The following is a 17,675-nucleotide window of genomic DNA, read 5'->3' as shown; positions in this document are numbered from 1 at the left end:
GAGCAACTGATTGTAGTGCTCGGGAGTTCCTAATCATTCAAAAGGGGTGTTGTACAATGGCAAGAAACAACAAATTAGTTGTGCCTGGTGCAGAAAATGCTCTTAATTCCATGAAAGAGGAAATTGCGAATGAATTTGGGGTACAACTTGGAGCCGATACGACAGCTCGTGCGAACGGTTCTGTTGGTGGGGAAATGACAAAGCGTTTAGTTGCAATGGCAGAAAACCAACTTCAGAATCATCAGCAATTTTAAAGGTAAGGGACCTCAGAGATGAGGTCCCTTTTTTATACTGAACGTCTAAAAGCTTTTACAATGACACCATCATTTGCAGGTTCAAAATCATACTGCGGAATTCGTTCAAATCCAAAACCTTCATATAATTTCATTGCACTTTTCATAAAATCAGCTGTATGAAGTCCAATAGAATCAATGCCCTTTTCTTTTGTTCGTTTCATACATTCCTTAATTAATGCTGAAGCAACTCCTTTTCCTCTAGCTTCCGTAGAAACAGCAAGTAAACGTATTTCGGAATAATCAAGCTTATCAACGATTCCTTCATATGCATCAGATTGTGGTGGAAATAACGCAACACTTCCTAAAATTTCCCCATCTATTTCAGCCACAATTAACTCTACTCCATCTTGAACATCTGCTTCAGAGGAGATGGCTTGTTTTAGTGCCTGCCAATGCTCTGATGAAACTGATGTTGCATGCTCGCTATATGCTAAAACTCTTTGTGTCCTAATGAACGGTAGCTCTCCCTTAAACGCATCTCGAATAATCATTTTTTGATCTCCATTTTTAATTTTTTATGATAAACTTCTCTTCCCTATTACTTACTAACTCCCGGTTATGCTCTGATTTCCAAAAGGATAGGTCTGGTCCCTTTGGTAAAATTTTCACATCTTCTTTTTCTGTAAAAATTGTGATGGAAAGGTGGTAATGGTTTTTAATAGCATTAAAATCAGTTGTATCTCCAAAACCTGGTGTTTGAAATAAATCACGAACATAACCAGAGAGATTCGGGAATTCTCTAATTAAACTTCGATTTGTGTTAAATGCGGTGTAATAAGCAGCATCAAATCGAACTAAAGTTGTGTAAAAGCGAACATCTGAATCTGTAATAAAATCACCATGCAAGAAACGCTGGTTAGAAAGTCGCTCATCTAGCTCATCTAACCGGGCAAAAAGCTGGTCATACGCTTGCTCATAAGCATCCTGAGAAAGCGCAAATCCACATTTATAAACTCCATTATTAATATCTTGAAATATAAGATCATTTAGTTCATCAATTTCTTCACGCAAGCTTTCAGGATATAAATCTGGTGCATTTTCCTTATGAAACGGTGACCATACCGTTTCAAAATAATTGGTTAACTTAAAATAATCATTATTTACTACTTTTTTTGTTTGTAAATCCACCATAACAGGTACTGTAGGCCTTCCTGTATATTCAGGATCGGTTCGATGATAAATTTCACTCATATACCTAATATCAAGGATTGGATCCTTACTCTTTTCATCCAATGAAAATTCCCAGTCAACACGATTGAGTTTTGGACGAAAAGGACTTGCAGTTCCTAAGCTGATAACATCCTCTAAGCCTAAAAGTTTACGAACAATAACAGTGCGGTGCGCCCATGGACATGCTGCTGTCCATAGTAAACGATAGCGTCCTGATTCAACTGGAAGCTCTTCTGGCTCGCTACCAAACGGAGTAGTAAACTTATTCAATTGACGTTTAAAAGCGCCATTTTCATTGATTTCAGCAGTTATTGTAGATTTATCTAAAGATTCAAGATCCAGTTCACAGCTCTGATCTTTTCGTGACACCTCATCACTCCCCATCTAAAGTTGCAGTACTATGTTTAGTTTAGTATCTACCTGAATAATCAGTCAATTTTTGGGCTCAGCAAAAAACCTGATACGAGAAGTATCAGGCCTCTTAAAACTTATTTAATTAGACATTTTTAACGTATTTCCTTTATCACGTTTCCAAATAAATTGTAGAGCCAGTAAAGCTGCAAATGAAATGATTCCTGTAATATCAGAAATACCTTCAGGATAGATGAGCAGAAGCCCTGTAACAAGTGCGACAATTCGCTCAATCCAATGAAGTTTACGCATCCAATAACCGATAATACCAGCACCGATAGCAAGCATTCCAGATACGGCTGTAATCAGCACCCACACTAATTCAAGCCACGTTGTGTCAATCATGAGCAACTCTGGTGAAAGAACAAATATATATGGAATGATAAAGGCAGCAATGGCCAGTTTGGCCGAGTTGACCCCTGTTTTCAAAGGCTCTCCTCCTGCAACACCTGCTGCGGCAAATGCAGCTAAGGCAACTGGTGGTGTAATATCTGCAATAATTCCAAAATAGAAAACAAACAGATGAGCAGATAAATCAGGTACACCTAATAAAATAATCGCAGGTGCAGCAATTGTAGATGTAATAACATAGTTAGCTGTCGTTGGTGAACCCATTCCAAGAACAATTGCAGCTAACATGGTTAGCATTAATGTTGGAATTAAGTATCCTCCAGCTAAATCAATCAAACCATTTGCAAGCTTAAGTCCTAAACCTGTTTTTGTTACAATTCCAACAATAATACCCGCTGCAGCAGTTGCAGCTGCAACACCTAATGCAGAACGAGCACCGTCTACAAGTGCTAGCACAAATTGCTTTGGTCCCATTCTCGTTGCTTTATTAAATAACCCTACGATTATCGCTACTAAAATCGCATATAATGCAGCATGTGTAACAATAATTCCTGACATTAATAATACGATGACCGCAATAATTGGAAGTAGCAAGTAAATATTTTTTAACACTTCTTTTCGATCCGGCATTTCTTCTTTTGTTAACCCGCGAAGACCAATTCGTTTCGCTTCAAAATGAGTCATAATCCAAATTCCTGCAAAATATAGAACGGCAGGGATTGCAGCAGCTTTTGCTATTTCCCAATACGTGATACCGCCGATAAATTCAACCATTAGAAAGGCAGCGGCACCCATTATAGGAGGCATAAGCTGACCACCTGTTGATGCAGCAGCTTCTACAGCTCCAGCAAACTCTTTTTTATATCCAAGCTTTTTCATCATTGGGATCGTAAACGAACCAGAGGTAACAACGTTCGCAACGGAGCTACCACTTATCGTTCCTTGTAGGGCACTTGAGAAAATCGCAACTTTAGCTGGTCCACCAGTTCTGCGCCCCGCAATGGAAACAGCCAAATCATTAAAATATTGTCCTACCCCAGTTCTCACTAAAAATGCTCCGAACAAGAGAAATAGGAAAATAAATGTTGAGGATACGGCAAGTGGTGTTCCTAATATCCCCTCAGTAGTAAAGAACATTGTTTGTACTAATCGCTCAAGTGTTAATCCTCTGTGTGCAAGGAAACCTGGCATATACTGCCCATAAAGTCCATACACCAAGAAGATAAGGGCAATAATAGTAATCGGAAGACCAACTGCTCTTCGTGTTGCTTCCAACACTAATAATATCGCGATGATACCGACGATAAAATCCATTTGTGATAGACGCCCAACGCTCATAACCAAATCATTAAAATTAATTGGCCAATAAGCTCCTATACCAACACTAAGGAGAGCTAATATGCCATCATACCATGCAATTTGAAGCTTACCTTTTTGACGTTTTTTCCTATTAGCAGGAAAAAGTAAAAAAATTAAGGATAAGGCAAACCCTAAGTGAATGGTACGCTGAATTTGTGCTGTAAAAACACCGAAAATGGCTGTATATAATTGAAATAGTGAGAATGATAGCAGTCCAATAAAGGCAATCCAGCCAATGATACCAGTTAATTTACGTGTACCGGCTTCAGGATCATATTTTTCCAATAATGCCTGTTGTTCTTCTTCATTTAACGTTTTATTTTCATCAACCACTTATGTTCACTCCTTTCAATAGTTCCCATAATGACATTTTTTTAGATGACATTCGCACCCATGTTCCAGGTTTAATAAAATTTGATAATGTATATGTGTGGTCCTTATAAATAATTCGATGATCCGCTCTTACCTGCCCGAGACGAAGATCAATAAATGGGAAAGCACGGTTCATATTCTTTATGTAGTATGTACCATTTTTTTCTTCAAATACCTCATCTCCTTCTGCATTAGAAGGCATGCCTATTGCAAAATCTTTGTAAGAAAGTTCAGTTAAGATAATTTGCTTTTTAGTAAGTGTGTAGGTTTCAATAACATCTGAAAGATGAATGGAATGTGTATATTTTATTTGAAAGGAATGATCTTTCTCAAAAGGTAGATATGCAAGTAGTTTTTCTTCGTTTTCATAAGTAAAAACAAGAGTTTGTTTAAAAGGAATGAAAACGAGCAAAGTGATAAGCAAGAGTAGAGGTACAATTACTAGAGTTATCTTAAGCCTCATAGAACCACCCTTTAAAGCATTGCAAATGAAATCGATAGACCGCATCATACGATCTACCGATTCTTAGACATGTTATTTCGAAACGCCTTTTTCTTCAAAGTACTTAGCAGCTCCAGGATGAAGTTCCATATCTCCAATTCCTTCTAGTGCTGATTCAGGTGTAATGAACTCACCTTTTGCATGAGTGATTTTGTCAGTGTTATCAAATAAAGCTTTTGTCATCTCATACACTAAGTTTTCATCAAGGTCTTTTGATGCAACTAGCATTGCCTTAACAGCAACTGTACTAACATCAGCTTCGATGTTATACGTTCCACTAGGAACAGTGTCTGCCGCATAGTAAGGATATTTTTCTACTAGCTCTTGAACCTTCTCTTCTGCGATTGGAACGATTACAACATCATCTTGTGCTGATAATGCTTCAACAGCACCAGTTGGAGTCCCAGCTGTAATAAATGCAGCATCAATGTTTCCTGCTTGAATTCCGTCTGTTGATTCATCAAATGATAGGTTTTGTGCTTTAATGTCATCAACCGTTAAGCCGTGAATTTCAAGAACTTGGATGGCATTGATGTAAGCTCCAGAACCTGGTGCACCTACAGAAACAGTTTTCCCTTTTAAATCTTCAACAGATGTGATTCCGCTATCAGCAGTTGTCACAAGCTGAACTGTTTCTGGGTAAAGTGAACCAATTGCTTGAACGTTATCAATCGGTGCATCTTTAAACATTTCTTTTCCTTCAAGAGCATATGAAGCAATGTCTGTTTGCGTGAAAGCAAGCTCTGCTTCGCCATTTCTTAATGTCTCCATATTCTCCGCAGATGCTCCTGATGTTTGTGGTGTTATGTTTGCATCTGTGTTTTCAGAAATGATGTTTCCGAGTTGTCCACCAAGTGGATAATATGTACCACCAGTACCACCAGTTAAAAGACTAAGGTTTTGAGTTTCGCCACCTGTGTCATTACCTTCTTCTCCACCTGTAGCTCCCTCATCACCGCCTCCAGTCCCGCCGCCACATGCAGCAATGACCATCATAAGTGATAAGATCATGATGAACAGAAAACTACTACGAAATTTCTTCATCATATTTGTAAAGCCCCCTTTTATTGGTAATTTTGTGTAAACACATAATTATACTACCATAGGTAATGGTAGATTTGTCAAATGATATGTGAGATAGAGTGACATAGGTTAAGTAGGTAAAGTAGTTTTGGTTTGTAAGGGTTTTCTCTATCATTAACCTAATACCTTCAAAAGAAATTTATATGTTCTCTATCTTTTGAATATTGCTAAAATTATCTTAAAATATCGAATGATGTCGAATGAAAGAGTTTTTATATACTAGTAAAAGTGATCAATAGATAGCTTACTAGTTTTGATTTTTTGCACGATATAAGAAAAATGAAACGCATCTGATTCTTTATTCGTAGATAATAGGAGAAAAAACTAGGAGGAATGAACAATGTTTGAATATAAATTTGAAAAAGTTGAAATTGGGAAGTGGAGTGGTAAACCTAAGGCTGAATATCAGGAGATCATTGAACAACATGCAAAAGACGGTTGGAGACTGGTTCAAATTTTTGCACCCGGCACCGCTGCATATGGTTCAGCGGCATATTATGAGATCATTTTTGAGAAACTTGTTAGCTCTTAATATTTCATGACTGACTGTAGACAAACTCGAGATGATCAAGTTTGTTTACAGTCTTTTTTCGCAAGAAACACGAGCTTATCAAGAACGCCTTCAAAGCAATTAACCAAGACCGTGTTATTGAGAAAGCTGGAAAACCTAATAATCAGGCAGTTCCTTTTTGTCTTCACTCTTTAATTGATTCTGCTAGTAGCTCTGCCAAGTGAACCGCTCTTACTGAATCTTGTAATCCTTCTCTAATAATACCTAACCTCATTTGTAACAAGCACCCAGGGTTTGAAGTTACAATCGTCTGTGCTTTCGTTTCTTTTACCTTGATCATTTTATCATCTAATATCTGCATCGACATCTTTTGTTCCGTTAAATTATATACACCTGCAGAACCACAGCATTGATCAGCCCCTTTCATTTCTTTATAGAATGTACCATCAATGGCTCTAAGTAATTTTCTTGGTGCACTCGATGTTTTCATTACATTTCTTAAATGACAAGAATCTTGGTATGTAACCGTTTGATCAGGTAGTGATAAATAATGATCTTCATTAAATTTAAGTTCAATTAAAATTTCAGAAAAATCCTTTACTTTTTCGGCGAATTTTTCGGCTCTTTTCTGCCATTCAGGTTCATCTCTTAAAAGATGATCATATTCGATTAAAAGAGCACCGCAACCACCTGCATTAAGAACAATATCGTCTATATCTAAAGTTTCAAACGCTTCAATGTTTATTTTTGCAAGTTGTTTAGCGGTCTTTTTCTCACCACTGTGTGCATGTAGAGCTCCACAACAGCCCTGTTGTTCTGGAATAAAGATGTCACATCCCGCTTGTTGTAAAAGTTTTAACGTAGCATCATTTATTTTCATAAACATAGTGTCCATTAAACAACCGGAAAAAAAAGCTACTCTTCGCTTCGTTTGGTTCTTGGCTTTTAGATAAGTTGGCCTATTGTTCATTTCATTCTTAGAAGGAACTATAGGTAAAGCCTTTTCAAATTGTTCTAGGTTCCCAGGGAGTAATGACAGTAGCTTTGTTTTGTGAAAAAAGGTTTGAATACCACTTTGCTGATAAATTGAAAGAAGATGATGAACTTTTTTAATTCTTTCTTTTTTGGGAAATAGTTCATCAAATATAAAATGTCTTAAAACTCGGACTGGCCATGTATGTTTCTTTTTTTGTTGAATCACATCGCGTGCTTCTTCAAGTAAATGACCATATTTTACACCAGAGGGACAAACAGGTTCACAAGCGCGACAGCCTAAGCATTGATTTAACTGTCTTTCAATGGTTGCATCAGGCTCTATCAAACCGTCAACTACGCCTTTCATAAGGGCAATTCTTCCTCTGGGTGAGGAAGCTTCATATTGATTTGTCTGTCCATACGTTGGGCATGAAGGCAGGCAAAATCCACATCGCATACAATTCATGAGTTCATCATAATTTAATCGTTCTTGAAAACCTTTCTGAATGTCTTCCTTCACAGATTGTTTCATGTATTTACCACCACTCTTTTACGAGTATCTTTTGCAAACATTTTTCCAGGATTCATGATGCCGTTTGGGTCAAAAGCCTGTTTAATTGCTTTCATAACTGATACCCCACTATCTCCAATTTTCCATGCTAAATATGGTGATTTCATCTCTCCTACTCCATGCTCCCCCGTAATCGTGCCACCTAATTCTATTGCTTTTGAAAATATCTCTTCAAAAGCTAATTCTACTTTGTGAATTTCTTCAGTATCTCGAGCATCTGTTAAACAAGTTGGGTGCAAATTTCCATCTCCTGCATGACCAAAAGTACAGATTTTTAAAGAATATTTTTCTGCAATTTCATTAATCGCTGCAACCATTTCGCTTATTTTCGAGCGAGGAACAGTCGCATCCTCTAGAATGGTTGTTGGTTTTAAACGTGCGAGGGCAGATAATGCTGCTCTCCGTGCTGTACTTAAACCCTCAGCCTCTTCTTTTGTTTTCGCTAATTTTACTGAAACAGCATTTCCTTCATGACAAATTTTCAAAATATGTTGAACATCTCTGTCTACAATTTCGGAAGGACCATCTTGTTCAATTAACAGAACAGCCTTAACATCTGTTGGAAGACCGACTTTTGCAAATTCTTCCACTACCTCACATGTTGATTGATCTAGAAATTCTAATGTAGCTGGAATGATTTTATTCGCAATGATGGCGGATACCGTTTTAGCTGCAGCATCCATATCTTGAAATAAGGCTAACAGTGTTTTTTTCGTTTCGGGGATTGGTATCAACTTTAATGTAGCCTCGGTGACAATTCCGAGTGTACCTTCAGATCCAACGAATAAATTTGTTAAATCGTAACCAGCAACATCCTTTGCAAGCTTTCCACCTGTATGAACGACCTCTCCATTCGGAAGTACAACCTTAAGTCCTAATACATAATCCTTTGTTACTCCATATTTTAATCCTCGAAGACCACCAGAGCATTCATTTATGTTGCCGCCTACTGTTGAGATTTTCATTGAGCTTGGATCTGGTGGGTAAAATAATCCCTTTTCCTCTACGGCATGAATCATATCTAATGTAATAACCCCAGGTTGGACAGTAACTGTTAGATTGTCTTCATCAATTTCTAAAATTTGATTCATTCGGTTAAATGTTAAAACAATCCCTCCGTGCGTTGGACATGTACCAGCACTTAAATTTGTACCTGAACCTCTCGGGACAATTGGAATTTTGGCATCATTGCATAGTTTCATAATTTGCTGAATTTGCAGAGTGTTTTCGGGCATGATTACAGCGTCTGGCAATGATTGAAAATTCGGTGTAGCGTCGTAAGAGTATACGAGTCTAGCCTCAGCTGTATCTTGAAAATATTTGTCTCCAACAATTTTTATAAATTGTTTTTTTATGGAAGTATCAAGCATTGAAATTCCCCCTACTTTATCTCTTTGACCTAATTATAATGGTAGAAAACGATGAGAACGATGGAGAAAAATACGAAAATAGCTAGAAAACATGTTGAGTTTTTGGTTGTTTATCTAATTGATAATAGGAAAGGGCAATATAAAATAAAGTTGTTCCTTCAGCACTTTTTGGATCGATGTTTGTTATATCTCTAATTTGTTTCAGTCGATAATGTAAAGTATTAATATGAATATGTAATGCATCAGCTGTATTCTTTAAAGATTGATTATAATAAAAATAAGTTTTTAAAGTTTCAATTAAATCATCGTCCTCTTTGATACTAGACAAAACTCGATGAATGAATTCATTTTTAGTCTTTTCGTTTATTTCCTCTAGAATAATCTCTAACAATAAAGAGTCGTAAAAGACAACAGAATTATTTTTTTCTGCGACTTTTAGAGCCTTTTTCGCTTCTTGATATGACGAATAAATATATTTGGATTCAACTGTTTTTCCTACACCGATTGATAAGTTTGTTTGGTGATGATTAGCAAAATATTGCTTACAAGTTTCTAGCATAAATTGTAATCCAGTCATTGAAATTACCCTTTTTGCGCTTTTTAATAATACAAATCGGTCTTGTCCCCATTGGACTAAATAGTCATCTTGATCTCTGAGTAACTCAGTTGTAAACCAACTATTTAATAAAAATTGGATGTTCTTTAATTTTTCTTGAGATAATTGAGAATCGAGTTGGATAAGGATACATAGATATGCATTGTTAAATGAGATTCCAAGAATCTCCCCTCGGTGAATAAATTCCTCATCAACGTCTTGATTGTATAACCATTCATAGAAAAAGGATTCTAGCCCTCTTGTTTTCCATTCTTTTTTTTCAATATAATTTGCCTCTCTGATGATGAGTTCTGTCATTCTTCTAATAAGTTCTGCAAAAGGTTCTATGTCTTTTGGAATCCCAGTTATTCCAATCACACCAATGACATCATTTTCATAGATAATCGGTAAATTAATTCCAGGTTTTACCCCCTGTAAATGAGTAGCGAATTCTTCATTAATATAAAGTTTTTTCTTTGTTTTCATCACGATATTTGCCCCTTCGTGAAAGGTTCCTACTCTATTTGAATCTGTCGAAGCGATAATGTAGCCATTCTGATCTACAACAATGGTATCTTCTGTCATTACAAGCTGTACTTCATTAACAATTTTTTTTGCTAATTCAGGGACAAGCCGCATATTAAAATCATATCCTTTGCATATTAGATTGAGAATAATCTCGATATAAAAATCTCTCACCTGCACAAGTCTGGAAACTAATTGTAAGCAATAGCAATATAAATAAACCCTTTTTAAAAAAGACTGTAGAGGAAACCTCCACAGTCTCTTGGATTATTCATTTATACGCTTGCTTCTTCCTTCACATTAAGAATATTGAAAAATTCTTTCATAAATCTTGGCAGGTCTGGCCAAGCATGACCTGTTACTAAATTGCCATCTACATGTAACATTTCTTCGATATATGTAGCTCCAGCAGCTTCAATTTCAGGACGACAAGCTGTATAGGCAGTCATTTCACGTCCTTTAATATGCTCACGAACAGTTGTAAGTACTTGTTGACCATGACATATAACTCCCATTGGTTTATCTTCTTTTAGAAAATGTGCAGTGATCTCTTGTACTTTTGGATTCATACGAATGTATTCCGGCGCACGTCCACCAGGGATAATAAGACCATCATAATCTGCAGGGTTAATGTCATCAACAGATGCATGAGATTCAATTTTATAGCCTAGTTTTTCAGTGAAAGTCTCCATTTCAGGAAGAAAATCATGACAGACGGTTTGAAGCTTCTTCTTCGTTGGAGAAGCGATTGTCACTGATATATTTTCTTCAATGCAGCGATAGTAAGGATAGTAAATTTCTAAGCAATCCACAGCATCACCAGTTACAATTAGTACATTTTTACTCATGTTTACAGTTCCCCTTTACAAATTAATTTTATATTAAGAATGCATTAACATTCTAAATATTCAGTTATTAATTGTGCTTTCTTGCTCTTTTATAGACGGCAGTTTGTATCTTGCTTCTAGTAAACCTCTACAATAGTGACCATTGAATTCCATGCTTAATCTTGTTCTTTTAGCACCAAGTAAATAATCTGAAAATGATTCAATAGTAAGGGATTCCCCTTCTGGTGTTGTGAAGGCAAGTGGACTAGAGTGATTGAAAAGGTTTTTCTTTTCAAAATACTTTGTCCTAATCAATTGACCTTCTTTTGATAGATTAAGAGATATTAAATCCGAATGTAATATACTGACGATCTTCTCCTTAGTCATGTCTAATTGATAAAGGAGGTGTTTGATCATTTTTTCTTGCCTTGCATAAAACGCCTTTATTTGAAATGTTTTACGTAGTTCATCCAAATCACCGTCAGACCCGCTAAAAGCGGTAAGTGATTCACTGAATGCTTTTCCTTTTGTAACACCTTGGTTAATTTCATTGGATGCACAGTGATCAATTAGGTTCACTTTTACTTCTTCCACCCAATTAAGTGATGATACATACTTATGAATATCCTCCGCCATGATGTAAGCAAAGTTTGGTGAGCACCAATAAGTCGGTAAACGAAAGATAACTTCCACAATTGAACCTTCAATGACGATATGATCGATAAATCCTAATTCTGTTAAGGGCTGATCAAGTTCCGGGTCGTATACTTGATCAAGCATTTGATATACTTGCTTCTCCTTTTCCATACGATCCCCTCTCCTTTTTCGGTTCAAGGTTTAAGCAAAATGATTAGCTAGCGAACAGTCTTTAAGTAACTTCTTATGGGCTTCAATGTCAATATTATATAAAGCTGCAACATTTTCACCTAAGATTTTCTTTTTTACATTCAAGTCCAGGTTTGCACCTGTTTCTTTTTGAATATCATCAGGTAGCTCCATTTCAATGAATTTCTCGATAAGCCAGCCAGGTTCCCAAATAGCATAGTCACTACCGAATAAAATACGGTCTTCTCCAATCCAATAGAGTAATTCACTAATAATTTCTGCAAAATAACGGGGTCTCGAATGAATAAACGGCATGGCAACAGCTAAACCACCATATACATTCTTTTCTTGTGTAGCAATCCAACAAAAATCTTCTAATCTAGGTAAACCAACGTGTTCAACAATGAAGTTTAAATCTGGAAAGGTGGATGCTGCATCATCAATATCTGCTACGTCAAATGCATCGCGATTTAGTGGAGTAATAGTAGGTCCTTTATGCACGTGAATATTCTTAATCCCAAGTTCTAAACATTTTTCTAAGTATCGCTTAGCCCATGGATCTGATAGTTTATATCCTTTTGAATCACCATACCAATCGGCTGTATATAGTTTTACCCCTTGCCAATTGTACTTTTCTTTATTTTCTTCTAATTGTTCAAGTCCACGTTCTCCGTGTCTTGGATCAAATGTACCGTTACAAATAAATCGATTTTTATATTTCTTTGCCAATTCCTCATTTGCATCAAAATCTCCAAATCCATTTTTATAAAATTCTTTTAAATATACAGGTTGGAAAATGGCGATGTCTGAATATCCCTTGATAAAAACATCCTTCACGAGTGTTTCAGGGTCGTATTTTAAAAATTTTTCCTTTGGCCAAATATACTCATCTGGACTTAAGTTAGTATGATAATCATAGAAGCAACTTATAAATTGATCACCGTGAATGTTCAACTGATTTTCTTTACTGCCATCCCATAAAGCAATATGAGCATCAATGATAAAAATCTCTTCACCATTTGGCAATTTATACATTTCCAATCCCCCTCATATTTTATTTAATATCAAAATATGTTACCGCTTACAATAGATCTTGTAATTTATTGTAGTCTACTATTTTTTAATAAGATATGTAGTTTCACTCAAAATTTCAGTTATTTTAAAGGGAGTTCTTTGTATAATCATCTAACTTACTAGGATTGAACTTATTATACTAAATAACAAGAATAATATAAATGAGAAATGGAGGAGTTACCTAAAAAAATAGTGTTTCTAACATTTATCTTCAATTAGACAAGAATGGTCATTCTCCAATCTAAAAAGGAACTGCCATATATCAGCAATTCCCTCTTATGAGGAACTTTCTTAAATTACATGTTCACAGCAATTTTTTCATCAGAAATAATCAACCCATACTGACCGTTTTTCCGTTTGTATACGATACTAAATTGATCTGTTTCCGCATCTTGATAGACAAAGAACTGATGATCTAGTAAATTCATTTGTAGTATCGCTTCTTCTGTACTCATCGGTTTGAATTGAAATTGTTTAATACGAACAATTTCCTCTTCCTCTTGCTCTGCTGTCGGGATCTCGAACACTGGAGCTTGTTCAATTATTTTTCCTTTTCGCAGCTTACGATTTCTTCTTGTTTTGTATTTACGAATTTGTCTTTTTAATTTTTCTTCTACTAGATCAATAGATTGATACATATCGTTTGTTTTTTCTTCTGCTCGAATGGTTATATCACCAAGATGAATAGTTACTTCAATACAGTGATTATTTTTGAAGGTAGATAAATTAATATGAATTTGGAAAGTTGTTATGTCTTCAAAATAGTGTTCCATAACCAAACCAATTTTTTGATCAACATAGGTTTTTAAAGCTTCGGTTAATTCAAGATTTTTGCTGTGAATAATTAGATTCATTGCTACTCCTCCTAAAACTTTATTCTTCTTCTTTTTCTGTTCGAACGATCAATACATCGCAGTTTGCGTATCGTAAAATGTGTTCAGATACACTTCCGACAAATATTCTTTCAACGGCGTTCATTCCTGTTGCACCACAAACGATTAAGTCCACCTTCTTTTCAGGTGCAATTTCTTTTGCAATTTTTACTTTTGGAGAGCCATATTCGATAATTGCTTCTACATTTAATAACCCGTTTTCAATTGCGATATTTTTATATTTTGTTAATAGAGAATGTGAAAAATTTTCAGCATGTTCAATAAATGCTGGTTCGATTGGTAACCCATAGGATGTTAACACTACTTCTCTTGAATCAATAATTGTACACAATATTAAGTGTGCATGGTTTCTTTTTGCGATACTAACGGCCTTTCGAAAAGCCCACTCAGCTTCTTTTGATCCATCAATTGCAACAAGGATATTCTCATAGACCATATTCATGATCATCTCTCCCTACTTTTCTTTTAAGGAAGGTTCTTCCTATGAGTTAAGTTTACCTTGTTATAATGGATAGCTCGGTGATATTTCTCACACCCTGAATAAAAAAACAGCCCATCTTTAAAATGAGCTGTCCCCCCTATTCCTTATCTTGCAACACACACCCCGTTACATACTGAAGCCATGCATAACAGCCAATCTTCACTGTTTCTTGAACAGATGAATCCTTACTTGGATCTAAACAAACAAAATCTATATGTTTAACGGCTGGTTCCTTCCCAATTTCTATTAAGCTATCAAATAATTCTGATGTGCTCATACCTCCCGGTGTAGAGGCTGGTACTCCAGGAGCAAAGGAAATATCAAGAACATCCATATCAACGGTAACGTAAATTCGGTCAACACAGTTTGATAAATGCTGAAGAGATTCTTTCACTGTTTGGGAAACACCTTTTTTTCTCGCTGCTTGTAAGGTAATGATGTTGATGCTATGTTTCTTTGCGTAATCAATAAGTGATTTTGCATTAAAATAACCGTGTGGCCCGATATTCATTATATGCTTTCCCATAACAGTATTGTCGTCAATCAACTGACGTATGGGGGTTCCATTCGCCGGACCTAATATTCGTGGATCTCGAACATCAAGATGGGTATCAAGCTGTAAGATCCCGATTTTCTCAAATGGATACATTTCTTTGATTCCTCGAACGGCACAAGCAGTTGTTGAATGATCACCACCTATCATACATATTCGAGAAGTTGGATAACATTTGGTAAGGTATGCGGTTGTTTGCTGAATTCTTTGATGTGACAATGGAATATCTGTTGTATGCATGTCAATATCACCTGCATCGGCAACTTTAAAAGAAGCAAGATCCACATCTTCATCAATGTTATAAGTGCTAAAACTTTTCCACATTCTTCGAAATTCAGAAGGATATAATGATGCGCCCGAAACACTAATGGATGAACGAGAAATTGGTGCACCGTATACGATTAAATCTGGTATGTCCTGAAAGCTTTGAAGTGACTTAATCCATTGAGAAACCGATGTTGGGTTTTCATCACTAAAAGAATTCCAAGACCATTCTGGTGGTTTCAGCCAATGCTTTTTCATCTGTCTACCACCTTCACACCCTTTTTCCACACCGTTTTCACATGATTAACACCGAATAGATATTGTAATTCTTGATAGTTTTTTACCTTCCATCGTACAATATCAGCTTGCTTTCCAGCTTCTAAAGAACCAACTTTATGCTGTTGGTTAATAGCACATGCTGCATTATAGGTTGCTGCGGTTAAGGCCTCGGCAGGTGTTAACCTCATATTAATACAGGCAAGGTTCATCACAAGTGGCATGGAAGTAGTTGGTGAAGAACCTGGGTTGCAATCGGTTGAGATAGCAACCGGCACACCATGATCAATCATTTTTCTCCCTTGTGCTGATTGTTCGCGAAGATAAAGAGCAGTAGCAGGTAGTAAGCAAGCAATCGTTCCTGCTTCAGCCATCTTTTCGATTCCTTGATTTGATGTTTTAAGTAAATGTTCAGCGGAGATCGCTCCTACTTCTGCAGCTAGTTCTGCACCTTTGGTATTAACAATTTCATCTGCATGTATCTTTGGTATCAAGCCATAGTGCTTTCCAGCCTCTATTATTCGTTTAGATTGCTCAAATGTGAAAACTCCTTTTTCACAAAAAACATCGATAAATTGTGCAAGATTTTTCTGTGCAATAACTGGTAACATGTCATAAATAATAAAATCGACGTACTCTTCTTCACGACCTTTAAATTCTTTTGGCACTGCATGTGCTCCCATAAAGGTTGCTACCAAATCAATGCTGTGCATTTGTTGAAGCTCTTTCATGACTTTGAGTTGCTTTAGCTCTGTTTTAAGGTTTAAGCCATATCCGCTTTTTCCTTCAATTGTTGTTACACCATGCTCCAAGAAGGAATTTAGACGGGTTATTGTTTGTTGAATTAATTCCTTTTCCGTTGCCTCTCTCGTCATGTTAGTTGTAGCATGAATTCCTCCTCCCTCATTCATGATGTCCATGTAGGTTGAGCCTTGCAGCCTCATTTCAAATTCCCGTTCCCTGCTGCCACCATAAACAACATGTGTATGAGGATCAACTAAGCCAGGTGTTACCAAGCTATTTGAGGCATCTATGATTTCAGCGGAGTCTTTTACGTTTCTATAGGTATTCCCCAGTTCGTCTGTTGTACCAACTGCTTTGATAACCCCTGATTCAATCCATAAGCTACCATCTTCAATAATACCGAGCTCAGACATAGCTTTTTTTGAACGAGGTCCATCTATATTTGAAGCAAGTGTAGCCAATTGAGCAGCATGTTTGATCCAGATCGGCTTACTCACAAGAATCAACTCCCTTTTCAAGCATTGGCATTTGAATGTTATGATGGTGAGCTGTTTTCATTGCCAGCTCGTAGCCAGCATCAGCATGGCGAACAACACCCATACCTGGATCTGTTGTGAGTACACGTTGAATTCTTTGCTCAGCTTCTTTCGTGCCGTCCGCTACAATAACAACACCTGCATGTATGGAATATCCCATTCCAACTCCACCACCATGATGAACAGAAACCCATGTGGCACCACCAACCGCATTGATCATCGCGTTTAAAATTGGCCAATCTGCCACAGCATCTGAGCCATCCTTCATTGCCTCAGTTTCACGGTTTGGCGAAGCTACCGAGCCTGCATCTAAATGGTCCCGCCCAATCACAATTGGTGCTTTTAGTTCGCCACTTGCTACCATATTGTTTAAAATTTTCCCGAATTTTGCCCGTTCGCCGTAGCCTAACCAGCATATCCGCGAAGGTAAGCCTTGAAATTTAATTTTTTCCTGAGCCATTTTAATCCAATTACATAAGTGCTTATTTTCACTGAACGTACGCATTATCGCTTCATCTGTTTTATAAATATCCTCAGGATCACCTGATAATGCTACCCAGCGGAATGGACCTTTTCCTTCACAAAATTGCGGGCGAATATAAGCTGGTACGAAACCTGGGAATTTATAAGCATTTTCTACTCCTTCGTCTTTAGCGACCTGACGAATATTGTTTCCATAATCAAAGGTGACCGCTCCTTTATCCATCATTGTGAGCATGGCTTTTACATGATTGGCTATAGAAGCTTTCGAAAGCTTTACATATTCTTTTGGATTTGTAATTCGTAGCTGAGCTGCTTGCTTCAGGGACATTCCTGTGGGGATATATCCGTTCAATGGATCATGAGCAGAGGTTTGATCAGTCAAAATATCTGGAATAAAATTACGTTCAATCATGTTATATAACAGTTCAGATGCATTACCTAGTAAACCAATTGATAATGCTTTACCATTTTTCTTCGCTTCTTCGGCTACATGTATCGCTTCCTCTAACGAATAAGCTTTTACGTCCAAATAACCCGTTGTTATTCTCCGGTCAATTTTTCTTTCATCTACTTCGATTGCAAGACAAACCCCGCCATTCATCGTAACAGCAAGAGGTTGTGCCCCACC

Annotated in this window: 18 protein-coding genes; 2 read left to right on the top strand and 16 right to left on the bottom strand. The window is 36.8% G+C overall.

Annotation, left to right across the window (positions count from 1 at the left end; translation table 11 throughout):
* Positions 1–56: 56 nt before the first annotated feature.
* On the top strand, positions 57–254 hold the full coding sequence (locus ACEWK1_RS22020; RefSeq protein WP_098796961.1) for an alpha/beta-type small acid-soluble spore protein: 198 nt from the start codon (positions 57–59) through the stop codon (positions 252–254).
* 32 nt (positions 255–286) lie between these two features.
* On the opposite strand, the gene ACEWK1_RS22015 is transcribed toward ACEWK1_RS22020, so the two are convergent.
* The 5 genes from ACEWK1_RS22015 to ACEWK1_RS21995 form a co-directional block, all read right to left on the bottom strand.
* The gene (locus tag ACEWK1_RS22015) at positions 287–787 is read right to left on the bottom strand and encodes a GNAT family N-acetyltransferase (protein WP_121661693.1); all 501 of its coding nucleotides are present in this window, start codon (positions 785–787) and stop codon (positions 287–289) included.
* Between the two features lie 16 nt (positions 788–803).
* The gene (locus ACEWK1_RS22010) at positions 804–1,808 is read right to left on the bottom strand and encodes a glutathione S-transferase family protein (RefSeq protein ID WP_232273936.1); all 1,005 of its coding nucleotides are present in this window, start codon (positions 1,806–1,808) and stop codon (positions 804–806) included.
* Positions 1,809–1,958: 150 nt separating this feature from the next.
* Positions 1,959–3,920: a TRAP transporter permease gene (locus tag ACEWK1_RS22005; RefSeq protein WP_212134832.1), complete on the bottom strand. Its 1,962-nt coding sequence runs from the start codon at positions 3,918–3,920 to the stop codon at positions 1,959–1,961.
* Complete coding sequence (locus ACEWK1_RS22000) at positions 3,913–4,422, bottom strand: DUF1850 domain-containing protein (RefSeq protein WP_180320416.1); 510 nt, start codon at positions 4,420–4,422, stop codon at positions 3,913–3,915. Before ACEWK1_RS22000 ends, ACEWK1_RS22005 begins: the two co-directional genes overlap by 8 nt.
* 72 nt (positions 4,423–4,494) lie before the next feature.
* Positions 4,495–5,505 carry a TAXI family TRAP transporter solute-binding subunit gene (locus ACEWK1_RS21995; RefSeq protein ID WP_121664962.1) on the bottom strand — a complete coding sequence of 337 codons (1,011 nt, stop codon included), beginning with the start codon at positions 5,503–5,505 and terminating at the stop codon, positions 4,495–4,497.
* A 379-nt stretch (positions 5,506–5,884) separates the two neighbouring features.
* Between ACEWK1_RS21995 and ACEWK1_RS21990 the strand changes: the two genes are divergently transcribed.
* Positions 5,885–6,076, top strand: coding sequence for a DUF4177 domain-containing protein (locus ACEWK1_RS21990; RefSeq protein ID WP_212134830.1), 192 nt, complete (start codon positions 5,885–5,887; stop codon positions 6,074–6,076).
* A 163-nt stretch (positions 6,077–6,239) separates the two neighbouring features.
* Here the strand turns inward: ACEWK1_RS21990 and ACEWK1_RS21985 are convergent, their stop codons facing one another.
* The 11 genes from ACEWK1_RS21985 to hutU form a co-directional block, all read right to left on the bottom strand.
* The gene (locus ACEWK1_RS21985) at positions 6,240–7,562 is read right to left on the bottom strand and encodes a (Fe-S)-binding protein (protein WP_121661688.1); all 1,323 of its coding nucleotides are present in this window, start codon (positions 7,560–7,562) and stop codon (positions 6,240–6,242) included.
* Positions 7,559–8,971 (bottom strand): glycolate oxidase subunit GlcD, encoded by a 1,413-nt coding sequence (glcD, locus tag ACEWK1_RS21980; RefSeq protein WP_121661687.1) that lies wholly within the window; start codon positions 8,969–8,971, stop codon positions 7,559–7,561. Before glcD ends, ACEWK1_RS21985 begins: the two co-directional genes overlap by 4 nt.
* Before the next feature lie 82 nt (positions 8,972–9,053).
* Positions 9,054–10,205 (bottom strand): CdaR family transcriptional regulator, encoded by a 1,152-nt coding sequence (locus ACEWK1_RS21975; protein WP_121661686.1) that lies wholly within the window; start codon positions 10,203–10,205, stop codon positions 9,054–9,056.
* Positions 10,206–10,366: 161 nt separating this feature from the next.
* On the bottom strand, positions 10,367–10,939 hold the full coding sequence (locus tag ACEWK1_RS21970; protein ID WP_121661685.1) for a DJ-1/PfpI family protein: 573 nt from the start codon (positions 10,937–10,939) through the stop codon (positions 10,367–10,369).
* Positions 10,940–10,999: 60 nt separating this feature from the next.
* On the bottom strand, positions 11,000–11,725 hold the full coding sequence (locus tag ACEWK1_RS21965) for an iron-sulfur cluster assembly protein (RefSeq protein ID WP_121661684.1): 726 nt from the start codon (positions 11,723–11,725) through the stop codon (positions 11,000–11,002).
* A 30-nt stretch (positions 11,726–11,755) separates the two neighbouring features.
* Complete coding sequence (locus ACEWK1_RS21960; protein WP_121661683.1) at positions 11,756–12,778, bottom strand: amidohydrolase family protein; 1,023 nt, start codon at positions 12,776–12,778, stop codon at positions 11,756–11,758.
* A 335-nt stretch (positions 12,779–13,113) separates the two neighbouring features.
* Positions 13,114–13,671, bottom strand: coding sequence for a ribosome hibernation-promoting factor, HPF/YfiA family (hpf, locus tag ACEWK1_RS21955; RefSeq protein WP_212134828.1), 558 nt, complete (start codon positions 13,669–13,671; stop codon positions 13,114–13,116).
* Positions 13,672–13,690: 19 nt separating this feature from the next.
* Positions 13,691–14,152 (bottom strand): universal stress protein, encoded by a 462-nt coding sequence (locus ACEWK1_RS21950; protein WP_121661681.1) that lies wholly within the window; start codon positions 14,150–14,152, stop codon positions 13,691–13,693.
* 136 nt (positions 14,153–14,288) lie between these two features.
* Entirely contained in the window at positions 14,289–15,266 is a 978-nt protein-coding gene (locus ACEWK1_RS21945; RefSeq protein WP_212134826.1) for an agmatinase family protein, read from the bottom strand.
* Entirely contained in the window at positions 15,263–16,525 is a 1,263-nt protein-coding gene (hutI, locus tag ACEWK1_RS21940) for an imidazolonepropionase (RefSeq protein WP_212134824.1), read from the bottom strand. The genes ACEWK1_RS21945 and hutI overlap by 4 nt, the downstream gene beginning before the upstream one ends.
* A partial coding sequence (gene hutU / locus ACEWK1_RS21935; RefSeq protein WP_416636659.1) for a urocanate hydratase occupies positions 16,518–17,675 on the bottom strand: 1,158 nt, incomplete at its 5' end. The genes hutU and hutI, both read right to left, overlap by 8 nt.

The organism is Metabacillus sp. YM-086 (assembly GCF_048059995.1).
In the GTDB taxonomy this organism is placed as follows: domain Bacteria; phylum Bacillota; class Bacilli; order Bacillales; family Bacillaceae; genus Metabacillus; species Metabacillus litoralis_B.
This window is presented reverse-complemented; position numbering and strand designations above follow the sequence as displayed.

What these genes read in the sequence shown, in the direction of transcription:
- ACEWK1_RS22020 (WP_098796961.1), top strand. Translation starts at nt 57, where the DNA reads ATGGCAAGAAACAACAAATTAGTTGTGCCTGGTGCAGAAAATGCTCTT.
- ACEWK1_RS22015 (WP_121661693.1), bottom strand. Translation starts at nt 787, where the DNA reads ATGATTATTCGAGATGCGTTTAAGGGAGAGCTACCGTTCATTAGGACA.
- ACEWK1_RS22000 (WP_180320416.1), bottom strand. Translation starts at nt 4,422, where the DNA reads ATGAGGCTTAAGATAACTCTAGTAATTGTACCTCTACTCTTGCTTATC.
- ACEWK1_RS21995 (WP_121664962.1), bottom strand. Translation starts at nt 5,505, where the DNA reads ATGAAGAAATTTCGTAGTAGTTTTCTGTTCATCATGATCTTATCACTT.
- ACEWK1_RS21990 (WP_212134830.1), top strand. Translation starts at nt 5,885, where the DNA reads ATGTTTGAATATAAATTTGAAAAAGTTGAAATTGGGAAGTGGAGTGGT.
- ACEWK1_RS21985 (WP_121661688.1), bottom strand. Translation starts at nt 7,562, where the DNA reads ATGAAACAATCTGTGAAGGAAGACATTCAGAAAGGTTTTCAAGAACGA.
- glcD (WP_121661687.1), bottom strand. Translation starts at nt 8,971, where the DNA reads ATGCTTGATACTTCCATAAAAAAACAATTTATAAAAATTGTTGGAGAC.
- ACEWK1_RS21975 (WP_121661686.1), bottom strand. Translation starts at nt 10,205, where the DNA reads ATGCGGCTTGTCCCTGAATTAGCAAAAAAAATTGTTAATGAAGTACAG.
- ACEWK1_RS21970 (WP_121661685.1), bottom strand. Translation starts at nt 10,939, where the DNA reads ATGAGTAAAAATGTACTAATTGTAACTGGTGATGCTGTGGATTGCTTA.
- ACEWK1_RS21965 (WP_121661684.1), bottom strand. Translation starts at nt 11,725, where the DNA reads ATGGAAAAGGAGAAGCAAGTATATCAAATGCTTGATCAAGTATACGAC.
- ACEWK1_RS21960 (WP_121661683.1), bottom strand. Translation starts at nt 12,778, where the DNA reads ATGTATAAATTGCCAAATGGTGAAGAGATTTTTATCATTGATGCTCAT.
- hpf (WP_212134828.1), bottom strand. Translation starts at nt 13,671, where the DNA reads ATGAATCTAATTATTCACAGCAAAAATCTTGAATTAACCGAAGCTTTA.
- ACEWK1_RS21950 (WP_121661681.1), bottom strand. Translation starts at nt 14,152, where the DNA reads ATGAATATGGTCTATGAGAATATCCTTGTTGCAATTGATGGATCAAAA.
- ACEWK1_RS21945 (WP_212134826.1), bottom strand. Translation starts at nt 15,266, where the DNA reads ATGAAAAAGCATTGGCTGAAACCACCAGAATGGTCTTGGAATTCTTTT.